Origin of the sequence: Candidatus Kapaibacterium sp. (assembly GCA_023957315.1) — a bacterium.
Classification (GTDB): domain Bacteria; phylum Bacteroidota; class Ignavibacteria; order Kapaibacteriales; family UBA2268; genus PGYU01.
In genome coordinates, this window is record JAMLHE010000005.1 from 144,997 (window position 1) to 157,278 (window position 12,282).

General features: G+C 36.6%; 8 protein-coding genes. All 8 read right to left on the minus strand.

The features are described from left to right. Window positions 1-120: 120 nt before the first annotated feature. The gene (locus M9949_07150; protein MCO5251183.1) at window positions 121-1,488 is read right to left on the minus strand and encodes a C25 family cysteine peptidase; all 1,368 of its coding nucleotides are present in this window, start codon (window positions 1,486-1,488) and stop codon (window positions 121-123) included. Continuing rightward, window positions 1,485-2,993, minus strand: a complete 1,509-nt coding sequence (locus M9949_07155; GenBank protein ID MCO5251184.1) for a T9SS type A sorting domain-containing protein — start codon at window positions 2,991-2,993, stop codon at window positions 1,485-1,487. Before M9949_07155 ends, M9949_07150 begins: the two co-directional genes overlap by 4 nt. Further along, window positions 2,990-3,997, minus strand: coding sequence for a BPL-N domain-containing protein (locus M9949_07160; protein MCO5251185.1), 1,008 nt, complete (start codon window positions 3,995-3,997; stop codon window positions 2,990-2,992). Before M9949_07160 ends, M9949_07155 begins: the two co-directional genes overlap by 4 nt. Next, window positions 3,997-6,480: a serine hydrolase gene (locus tag M9949_07165; GenBank protein ID MCO5251186.1), complete on the minus strand. Its 2,484-nt coding sequence runs from the start codon at window positions 6,478-6,480 to the stop codon at window positions 3,997-3,999. The genes M9949_07160 and M9949_07165 overlap by 1 nt, the downstream gene beginning before the upstream one ends. 190 nt (window positions 6,481-6,670) lie before the next feature. Then, window positions 6,671-8,842, minus strand: coding sequence for a T9SS type A sorting domain-containing protein (locus M9949_07170; protein ID MCO5251187.1), 2,172 nt, complete (start codon window positions 8,840-8,842; stop codon window positions 6,671-6,673). Window positions 8,843-9,449: 607 nt separating this feature from the next. Continuing rightward, entirely contained in the window at window positions 9,450-10,607 is a 1,158-nt protein-coding gene (locus M9949_07175) for a homogentisate 1,2-dioxygenase (GenBank protein MCO5251188.1), read from the minus strand. A gap of 15 nt (window positions 10,608-10,622) precedes the next feature. Further along, window positions 10,623-11,084 carry a type I restriction enzyme HsdR N-terminal domain-containing protein gene (locus M9949_07180; GenBank protein MCO5251189.1) on the minus strand — a complete coding sequence of 154 codons (462 nt, stop codon included), beginning with the start codon at window positions 11,082-11,084 and terminating at the stop codon, window positions 10,623-10,625. Between the two features lie 15 nt (window positions 11,085-11,099). Next, window positions 11,100-12,269 carry a 4-hydroxyphenylpyruvate dioxygenase gene (hppD, locus tag M9949_07185; protein ID MCO5251190.1) on the minus strand — a complete coding sequence of 390 codons (1,170 nt, stop codon included), beginning with the start codon at window positions 12,267-12,269 and terminating at the stop codon, window positions 11,100-11,102. Between the last annotated feature and the right edge of the window lie 13 nt (window positions 12,270-12,282).

Consider the following 12,282-nt stretch of genomic DNA (forward strand, 5'->3'; position numbering starts at 1 on the left):
TTTACTTATTTTGTTCTAAATTACTTGCAATGTTTCTTTATCAAATCATAATCATATACAAAAATAGAAAAAAAAGCGATAAATCAGCAAAAATGAGTGGATATAAAGCATATTTTTCTATTATCTCACCACCATAAATTTTTCGACGAAATTACCAATTTTGATGATATACAATCCGACAGGCAGATGCGATACATCAATTCTTTGTAGAGACACGGCATGCCGTGTCTCTACAGTCACAACACATTCGCCCAATGTATTGAAGATTTTGATGTCTGAACTTTCATCAACCCTGCGGTTAACAGTCGGGTTGATAGAGGAGGAACTAATTTCAATATAGTCACTTGCGGGATTTGGAGAGATTGTAACACTACCGGTTAAATCATTGTTTTTTACACTCGAACTGCTATAATGGATTTTTAATGCCGGATCGCCAAATAAATGGAACTGCAATCTTGCTCGATTAAACAGTGGAGCTTCTACATGTGGATAGTATTTTATTGCCGTTTCAGGTAATTCTTGACTGTTAAAAGCGTGTAAAAGTGCTTCCCCTAATCTTGTATTTGCATTGTCGTTAACTGCTTTGCAGAAACCATTGAGCAAGGGGTTCTGACCCCTTCCTGATTCATTGAATGCACCAACAAAAGCAACTCCACCATTTTTTGAAGCTATCATTTTTGTAGCAAAACATTCGGCTTCCATAACACCAATTTTCCCGGTGAAAGTTCCGGTCAAACAAGATGCTGAAAAAATTATCGGAAAATATTCGTCATTAACCAAATATTCAATCCCTTGTACTCCCATTCCATAAGTCCATTTCTGAATATTTCCGTGCCCGTGATAGAGTATGTATTTCACTCCATTGTTTATTGCTTGTACATCACTTATTGCATCGTTCGGTGTTTCATCTAATGAAGTTTCATGCCGATGTAAAAAACCATTATTTTTAAAAAACAAGTCGTACATTTCATTTAATAGTTCGTCGTTGAAGTCAAGGGGCCATGGATGCAGCGGCTCAATACTACCTGAATGAGTGTATAGTTTTTGGGGGATTTCCTCTGAATTCTGTTCAAATCTAATCGTTTTTGATACCATATTCTCAAGCTCAACTTCATTTTCAACAAAGAACAGCCCTATTGGTATTGTAATTCGGAATAAACTATCAACTTGCTCTGCAACCCAATAATTGTAAGATTCAACAGGCTTAGGATAAGGAATTGTTTTTGCCGGGAAATCTGAATAATTTCCAACTAAAAGCACATACGCGGGAATTTCTTTCATTATATAACTTCTAAAATCCTCAGAAATATCTCCAATAGTAGTGTTTAATACTTTTTCAACTTTAAAATCCACACTACGGTATTCAATAAATTCGTTCAAAATTTCACTATTATAATATTTTTCATTAGTTACAATCAAATACTTTTCCTTAGCATTTAGTGCCGAGATATTTAATATAATAATCAAAATGAATAAAGTACTTTTCATCTCACCACCATAAATTTTTCCACGTAATTTCCAATTGTGATTGAATACAAGCCGACGGGCAGATGCGAAATATCAATCCTCGCATAGTCCGTTCCCTGAGCTTGTCGAAGGGCGGTCAAAACACATTCGCCCAATGTATTAAAGATTTTGATTTCAGATGGACTCCACCTCGAAGGCGGAGTCCATCTATCAAGGTTGATTTCAATATATTCGCTTGCCGGATTGGGAGAGACTAAAATTTGGGATTTCGGTTCGTTTCTTTTCTCTACATTTGAGGGATTAACTTTCTCTATAGTTAATGGAATTCGAACCAAATCACGTCTCAATCCCCAACCGCCTTGCTTCCAATTATCCATATTTTGCATAAAGTATAGATATGCTGTTGAATCGGCATAGGTAAAACTAATGTCGGGTGCGTCATGGTCAATAAGCGAGGGATATGCTTCTTGCACAATGTTTCGAGCGGCTTGGTCGGGGGTTTGTCTATGGCAGGGTTGCCAACCAAAAATAGTTTCACGAATTAATTGTGGCTTAGTCCAATTAATTAAATCATCCGACCGCGATAGGAAAAACCCACAAGTCTCTTCCCCATCGACAGGATGAACGCCACTGCCAACTAAAACAAATTGGTTTAAATATGAATTCCATGTCAAGCTGCCACGTAAATCTCTAATATTTCTAAAACTAATAAATTCGGGCAAATATTCGCTGGAATCTGCAGGTGGATTTGCATAAGGATTTATTAATGGAATATTAAAACCACTTCCATCCCAAATCCGCCATGAGTCGGGAGCAGAAATATCATCAGTTCTCATAATACATGTCCCACGAACACTCGCATTAGTGTTGGATAATATTCCAAACATTAAACTATAGTAATAGCCATTATGCTTGACAATGTTACTCGGTTCAAAGTAACCGTGCGGTGGTGGCGAACCACGGTCAACAGCAGCAGCATTCCATTTAAATGGAAGCATTGCCACAAGATGGTTTGGGCTTTCGGGTTGTATAAAAGTTCTGCCCCCATCTGTAGATTTTGCATAACTAATAAAATTATACCAACATGGATTTGAGGGATCTGTAATTCCCGGTTTGCAATTTTCTGCATATGGGTCGTGATACTCATTGTGAACTAAAGCATGTATCGTAATGCCATCTTCGCTATATACGGATGTAATCCACTCCTGATGCCGGAAATCATCAGCATCCCACTTGTCACCGGAAATGAAAACCGCCTCGCAACTACGTTTGAGTGAATTAAAATCTTCACCAAACATAAAATAATTGTCAGGTGCATTGCCTGAAACAAGCATTATACCGTCAGGTGTTCTTATAGGATGTGCATACACATCAGGCAAATCAAGAACATCACATCTGTCATCAGTGTATATAAACACTTTCTCTTCTTCTCCCAATGTGATTTTGATTGCTCCATCCCATGATTGAGCATAAGTAATCTGCGTTACAGCAATTACTATAATTTTCAGAATTAGTATAAATTTCATCTTATCACCATAAATTTTTCTGAATAATTTCCGATACGAATGAAGTATAAGCCGACGGGAAGATGCGAAATATCAATTCTTTGTAGGGACACGGCATGCCGTGTCTCTACAGTTAAAACACATTCGCCCAATGTATTGTAGATTTTAACTTCTGAGCCTTCGGTAGGTTGCCTGATTTCGATATATTCCGATGCAGGATTGGGATAAATTCCCAAATTGTTTGAGCTATTATTAGAGTTGCTTGTTTCCGAAGATATTACCCAACTTACAATAGTTCCCAATATTTCCCAATCAGACTCGATATCTTCAAGTTCTTCAGCAAAACTTGAAGAATCTCTATCAGAATTTGTTTCTATTTCAAGGTGTGGTCCTATTAATAACACTTTCCCTTTCTTGTAATTAAAATTAATGATAGAAGGATATTCATTATAATCTTTCCAAGTAGCTAAAACATCGAAGTCCATTTCGTTACTCTCAAAATATGGACCACCATAATATAATACATTATATTCTTGTTCAAAACCGGTAACAATCGAATTATTTTGATTTAAAACGATTGTGGTCATACAATAATTATCCCAAGAAGCAATTTCGTGAATTGAACCAACAGCCCTGCCTTTAAATAATCCAAGCGTGTAAGAATAATCTATACCTTCCCAAACTACAGAAGAAGTAGCAAAGTAAGCTCCTGCACAAATACCAATATAGGAACCGCCTTCTTCTACATAATTTCTTATATTATTAATAGTACGCTCTTCTAATTTTAATTTATAATTGTAAGCAAAACCACCGGGAAAGCAAATAGCATTAGCCAATGAGTAATCACTAGAATTATTCAAATCCACTGCATAAATCCTTTTGTGTGATAGCCCCTTATAATTTAAAAATTGTTCAAATGCAATAATACCATCAGACCAAGCACCATCATCAGAATAAATCCATATATCTTTAGCTAATATGGAATTAGGTATTAATAGCAAAGTCATTAGTAATATAATTTTCACTACTCCACCACTATAAACTTGTCTAAATAATCACCAATTTTTATGAAATACATACCTTTAGGCAATCTCTCTATATTCATCCGATGACTGGCAGTCATCGGATGAATTGTTTCGGACATAAGCTCAATTCCCAATATATCAAAAATCTGCACCTTATAAACTTCGGAAGTCTTGGAAACTTCCGAAGTTTGGATTGTGATGTATCCCGATGCAGGATTGGGAGAGATTCCTATAAATTGTCTTTCATCTGCAACACTTGTTTCCCCATCCATTATTTCATTAACATACTTCCAAATTTCATTATTGAATATTGTTGATATGAAGAATTGGTCGTCAGGACGCTCGCCCATACGTACTAAAATAAGTCCTTTGCTTGGCGATACGTTCAAAATTTGTCCGTCTTTTCCAAGTGCTGAATAAACATCATCAGGAGCGTCAGGCATTGCAGAGCCGCTGAATACTTTTGTAGTTCCGGGTATCATAAAACTTTCTTTTCCATTGAGCCACCAGAGATAGCCGTAAGATTTATTGAAATCATTTGACGTGCTAATCATATCGCTTAGATACTGCTTGTCGGAAATGATTTCCGTTTCGCCCCAATTACCGGAGCCGAGCATTAGTAAGCCGAAACGAGCCATCGAGCGTGGTGTACTGAAATATACATTATTAAAACCGATTTTTAACCAAAGACCGTTCATGCCGATTTTGTTTCTCAGCTTTCTGAAAAAGTATTGATTGTAGTTGTCGCCACTTGCTTCTTCGATTACTCTTTCAAGCAGAGTGTAGGGTGCATTGTGATAGTACCACTGCGAGCCTGCATCTGCTTTGTATTTCAGGCATTCCGGGTCTGTGCAATCCGAATTTTCGACATCATAATCCAAGCCTGTAGTCATAGTAAGTTGGTGACGAATAGTGATTAGGTCTTCTTTGCCCGGCGAGCTTAATGATGAAGAAGGGTGTAGCCCCGTGTTCCAAATCATTGCTCTGATAATTAGATTCTCTCCCTTCTCTCTTTTACCGAATATCACTCCCTTAGCTAAGTTTGGGTCATAAGCTGCTGCAGCAGTTCCTGAAGGACCGGCATCTGATGCATTTATCTCGGCTAATACTTTTAATTCGCCATCCTCATATCTTGATAATTCGGGATTGTCAAGATTGTCAATTTCAATTATTTTGCACCCTTTATGTGTGAAATCATTAATGTTTTCGTTCCAAATCTTTGGGGTACATAATAGTATGAGCTTTCCATCTTGGGTTGTAGAAATTTCTGTTTGCGTAACGGACTCACCACCAAGTTCTGACGACAGCTCGGAATCTATCAATTCTCCATTATATTTCCATATCCATTCTTTTATATCACCATTTGGTACTGTAGAGAAAACATAAACATTGCTCTTGCTTAAATCTGGTTTTGACTGATTGTCAAATGCGAATGATACTAAGACTAAATATAGCATGCCATTTTCAAAATAAAGCGCCGGTTCATTCCAAAATTGATAATTACTTGGGAAATCAGGAATTATTGATGGCAAATATAAATCAATTCCCCATTCATTTTTTGAAATGTTTCCACCTAATTTTATTGAATTTTCTTCATTGAAATCTTCGATTCTTTTAGAATCAAACAAGGTAATATGCAATGATGTATATGGTCTTTCACCAAAACCTTTGCCTTCCGGAATGAAATAATTTAATCTTGCTCCAGCCCATCTAATTTCATCAGCTATTTGATAAGGTACAAAATTTATAGTCTCGTGGTCATAAGAACCATTTTGGTTTGAATTTTCAGGATTTTGCATCTCTTGGGATTCAAATAGTTTTTTCTTAAAATGCCACTTATTCCCTGAGTCCAATGAATAAGCCAAATGAATATCAACTGCCGGAGTAACTAATTGGTTTTTAATTTTAAAATTGGGCCATGAATATGCCATCCATAAGGTATCACTATTTGGATCTTTTCTAATACACGGGTCTGCAAATGCGCTAAATGGACTTGGATTTCCATTGGGTAGTTTGTAGGGTTCATCACCTTCGATTTCAACTACGGAACAATTACTGTTCGAATCAACACAATCAACATAATCTATTTGATTCGCAGAGCCAAAGGAAGTCCATCCCTCGCCAAGATATTTTGAAGTTTTATCATTAATGTTCAGAATCCCTTCTTCCTGAGCCAATCCGGTTAAAGTCGCGGTTAGAGTCTTGCCGGCTGAAGCCCAGTACCAGTTGCTGTCCTGAGTAAAATTCCCGAAGTACTTTTCAAGGACAATCTTTCCATCTTTAATCAATATGAATGCCTTGGAATTCTTCTCATCAAGATAGTCATATAACTGTGGAATTTTTTCCATGTTCCAACCCAAGTCCTCCGGGTTTAGAGTTTCCCACGGTTGACCAATTACGATAGGTGGAAAATACAAGTCTTGGGCTTTGATATTGGAAAAAATGGCTACTATCAAACAAAAAAAGGTAATATATATTTTCATCACTAATTCTCCAAAATAATTAATAGATTGCTTATTAGACAAAACAATCGTTTAAAAAGTTTAATCGAGAAATGAAATAGTCATTCTGAACGAATGTGAAGAATCCATGCCTTTTATTAAAGCTTGATTCTTCGCCTTCGGCTCAGAATGACCATTATTCTGACAGAACGCTGTTGCGGTCCCTACAAGACTAAATCTTCACAAACATCTGCGTCCGGCTACCGATACGGAGGTAATAAACGCCACACGGCAGATGCGAAATATCAATTCTTTGTAGAGACACGGCATGACGTGTCTCTACAGTCACAACACATTCGCCCAATGTATTGAAGATTTTGATGTCTGAACTTTCATCAATCCCACGGTTAACCGTAGGGTTGATAAATGGAGAACTGATTTCGATATATTCCGTTGCGGGATTGGGGAAAATTGTAAATAAGTTTTCCGACATTGTGCCTTCAAATACTGAAACAGGTAGCCGAATTGAGTTATAAAAATACGAATAGGGGCAACTAAAAGTCATATATCTTGTGCCGTCCATACTGACTCTTGGTGTTCCTTCGCCGTCTAATGCGTACTGTTGCTCTTCCACAAAATCATAAGCATGCAATATATTACTTTTATTAATAGGATTATCAATATACGATAACCAAACTATTTCATGAATCCCAAGGAATCCGATTGAAATGCTTTCAGCATGATTAGTTCCAAGATTGTGTTTGTATGAAAATTTGATATTTTGTCGTTTAATATCATAAACAACTATGCTGTCTTTATCAACTGACCATAGTATATATTTACCGTCATTTGTCATGTCTCTGAATTCCCTTTTTTCGGGGAGATTATTCAGTATTATCTCCGCTAAATCGCCGGTTTCCGTATCAAATTCAAGATATCTACCTGATTGATAAAAAATACTGATTTTTCCGCTTAGGTCACATACTAACTTATATACGTATCCTTCTTCAGGAGGAATTTCTTTAGAATAATTTAATGTCAATGTGTTGTAATCATAAACATCAATATAGTCCTTTGTTATTGAAACAATTAATCCGCCATTTTGTGGGCTGAAAAATATTTTGCCAAGTGTACTTCGCTGGATTTTTAGCGTTTTCTCGACAATGCCCGATTCGATATTATATAACATTAAGCCGGAAGTATCGTTAAAAGCAATGTACTTTGAATCATGCGAAAATGCAATAGCGGCTCTGTTAACATTTATAAATTTTAAGAATTTACCATTATCATCAACTAATCCGTGAATATAATTTGGTTCTTCATAACCAATATTACTACTTACCAGAATTAGCTTATTGGTTGGATTAATTAAAGCATTAATTGGGTCGCCTAAATATCCATCACCTAAAGCACTTATCTTTCTAAATTCATTCATATCAAACAAGTAGTAAACTTTTTCTATAAGCGGCATATCTAACAGTCTTCCACAAAACATCATCTCTTCAATAAATCCAATAGCTCTTGTTTTATTCGAATTTATATAAATATAGTTTAAACCGGTACTGTGAGAAGCATAACCTTCAAAAATTAAAGTATCGGAAACTATGTCCCAGACTGATTGCTCACGATATTCTTCTCTGCAAATCATATATTGCATATTTGCTGAAAATTCGTAGGAATAAATATCGAATGGTAAAGTCTTGCTGTAAATTTCAGCGCCGGTTTGCGAATCAACAATATAAATATTATCGTCAATTTTATAGGTAATATTATCACCGGAATTTCTGAACTGAAGCAATTCTGCATTTGAGTCAAAGGGGATTTTTCGGTCAAGACTACGAGCCGGAATAGACCATATTTCGAGCGAATCATTAATCAGTAGAGCGAATTCAGCTTTATCGCTATTGAGGAATGCAGCCGAATAAAATGTAGGATTGGCATTAATGATAATTTCATCGGATTTTGTGACGGATGGGATGTCGTAAACAGACAATCGTAACTCGCTCTTTTTGAATGTGTAAACTTTATTGCCATCTTTTGAAAAGCTTACTTTTGTGTCTTGAGAATCGCCTACATAATTGATAGTGAAATTTGCAACTTCCGTAAAATCCATGTAATTGAAAATTGCAATTCTCCCATTAAATAGGTATCCGATACGTTTGGATTCGCCATTGATAATGACATCTTTAATATCTCCCGAATTTGAAATTGAAAGAGATGCGAAATCAAGATTTCCGCTGTTTATGTCTAATCTACAAATATTTGAAGAAGCCGTAAAAACAATTTCCTCGTCATTGTAAGGATTTAAAATAAAATCAGGTTGAAAAAACGAACCTTTGGTCCAACCAAATAAAGAGCTACTAAAAAGTAGCAACGCAAATAAAAAGGTAGCAAAATTTTTCATACCCATATCTCCAATTTATATCTAAATAAAATTTTACATTTTGGCAATCTCCATATTCCAAAATAACAAATGAAAGCTAATAAAGTTACAAAATTTGGAAGAAAAAAATTTGTCAGTTGTCTGAACTATGATTTATGTGATTTGTGTGTTATGTTGTCTGAACTATGATTTATGTGATTTGTGTGTTATGTTGTCTGAACTATGATTTATGTGATTTAGAAGCTCTTAAATTCATTTATTCATCCGATGACTTGTACTCTCAGATGAATTGGTTTGGTTAAAACTGTGACAAATCTGTGGGAGTCATCGGATGAATTGCTATTTAGTCTGAACTATGATTTATGTGATTTTTGTGATTAAGATGATTAAGAAGCAAATAAATTCATTTATTCATCCGATGACTTGAACTTTTCAGATGAATTGGTTTAAATGAAGCTGTGGCAAATCTGAGGGAGTCATCGGATGAATTGCTATTTAGTCTGAACTATGATTTACATGATTTGAGTGATTAAAGTGATTAAGAAGCATACAATTTCAAAATACATAATCATAAAAATCACATTAATCAAATCAATCATAGTTCAGACAAAATCATTGTTCAGACGTTTTATTCTAACCAACTATACGGATAGGCGGCGTCTTCGGTCTGTTGAACGTTTGTAGTCGGGAATAGTGGTTCGAATGTGTCGAGCATGAGGGCGTATTCGTGAGTGAATTTTGCACCTACGCTTGCTTCGGTCTTGCCGGGTTGCGGTCCGTGGGGAATTCCCAGCGGATGTAGCGTGACTGAACCGGGTCCAACACCTTTTCGGCTCATGAAATCACCTTCGACATAGTACAACACCTCTGCACTGTCAACATTAGAATGATAATAGGGAGCAGGAATTGCATCTTCGTGCCAATCAAATGGTCGCGGATTGAAATTGCACAAGACGAAATGCTTTGTATGATATAATAAATGTATAGGTGGCGGCAAATGGATGCGTCCTACTTTGGGGTTGTAGTCTTTGATGTTGAATGCAAATGGATATAAGTAGCCATCCCAACCTCCGATGTCGAATGGGTGATGTGGCTGCATATATTCAAAAATGCGATTTCCGGCTTTCATCAAAATTCTGAAATCTCCCAAATCGCCTTTTGGTTCCATGAATTGTGGCAATTTGAAATCGCGCTCTTCGTATGGAGCATGCTCCTCGAGTTGACCGTATTCATTTCTGTAATGTTTTGGGATTTCATAAGGTGTATCGGATTCGATTATCACAATTTTATTATCATCGAAGCCATCGAAGTGCATCTGATAAATTGTTGCTTGAGGAACGATTATTTGGTCGCCCTCGACGAAAGGTAAAGTGCCATAATCTGACAAAAAGAGACCGCTGCCCCTATGAATGAAAATATACTCGTGAGCATATACATTTTTGAAGAAGTAATCAGGGTTCCTTGTCGGCTTTGCAGCATACATTTTGCAATGATTATTTTCGAGATATGATACTCTCGAACTGAAAAAATCACCCTCTTTTTTCAATGTATCGGTCGAAAAATGGAAATGCCTTAGCTCAGCATCGTGCCAAACTTCATCTGCTAATTTGGGCAATTCGGTGATTTTCGTTGCTTTTGTCGGCATATTCAGATGATACTTATTAGAATAAACCCCCGAAAATCCCTTCGAACTTACTAACTCCTCACGGTACAAAGTCCCATCCGGTTTGTAGAAAGTAGTGTGCTTTTTCTTGGGTATAGAGCCTAATTTATGATAGAATGCCATAATGAACCTCAATTTTTAGTTGTCGTTATAATTTATAAAAGACTTAATTGAATCGTATTTATTAGTAGCCGGATTCAAAACGTAATAATAGTGGTTGATTCCATTTGTTATGCACAAGTATTTGCTTCCCAATTGCGAATTATATGTAGCGAGCTGATTAACCGTTAATTGGCTAAGTTTCACCGAATATGCTTTGCACTCCACAATTATATGTGGTTTCGCTGATTTATCATATATTATAATATCGCATCTTTTGTTCAATTCGCCATATTTCAAGTTATGTTCAATCTTAGTCCGAGATTTGGGATAGCACAAAGTTTCGTTCAAATATCGAACAAAATTTTGCCTAACCCATTCCTCAGGTGTCAACACAATGAACTTGTTGCGAATCGAATCGTAAATCTTCAAAACGCCATCTGAATCATCAAACTTGAATTGATAATTCGGAAGATTCAATCTTGCTAATTCAACATACATATATATTATGACTCACTATAAATTGCCTCTTTTGGCTTGTTCTCTTTCGATAGCTTCAAACAATGCGAGGAAATTACCTTGCCCAAATCCTGATGCGCCCTTTCTGCGTTGAATAATCTCGTAGAAAAAGGTCGGGCGGTCGAATATCGGCTTAGTGAAAAGCTGGAGCAAATAGCCGCCACTCGAGATTTCAATATCGCACAAAATACCGAGTCTTGCGAGTTCATCAATATCTTCAGTCACTAATCCACCTCTTTCTTCGCTACGACGTTTGATGTCATCATAATAAGTTTTGGGTGGTGCATCTAAAAATTCGATACCATTTGCACGCAAATTCGCAACAGTTTCGATTATATTCGTTGTTGCAAGTGCCACATGTTGAATTCCCGAACCGTGGTATTGCTGTGTGTATTCTTCAATTTGTGATTGGCGTTCTGCATCGAATGGTTCATTTATGGGATTTTGAATCACGGAATCCTTAGAACGGACAACTTTGGACAATAATGCGGAGTATTTTGTCGAAATATCGCCGGGACCAAAAAATATGAAAGTCTCAAAATCTAACGAGCGATTGATGTAATTTTCCCAATAATCCATTTCGTTTACATGAACATTGCCGACGATATGGTCAATGATTTTGAGATTGGATTCCTCGCGTCTGATTTCGAAGTGATAGAAAGGTTCTTCAAATCCGGGTTTGAACAGCCCTTTATAATGGTCGTAGTTTATGAAATTGATTTCAGTGTCATCGTATAATCGAATTGCAGCTTGCTCTACAAAGCCGTCTTTGTCTTCAAGACGATATGGTTTGGTAACGGGAACAGCCCCGTTTTTGATAGCTTTACTATAAGTTTCGTTAACATTGACCACTTCCACACACCAACGCTTGACGCCATCTCCATGCTTGTGAATGAAAGACTGAACATCATATGTCGATGGTTGAATCGCCGATGTAATCATTATCTTCAAATTATGCTTATTCGATAACAAATATGACACACGGTCGCGGGTTCCGGTTTCAGGACCTTGATATGCCACGATGTTGAGACCCAATGCTTTGGCGTGCCAAAATGCTACATGTTTTGCCGAGCCTACATAAAATTCTATATAGTCGTAACCTCTGATTCCCATTGAATTCTGGGGAATTTTGCTCGGTACACCACCATAACAAATATCCATTTCCATAATTTTCTCCTTA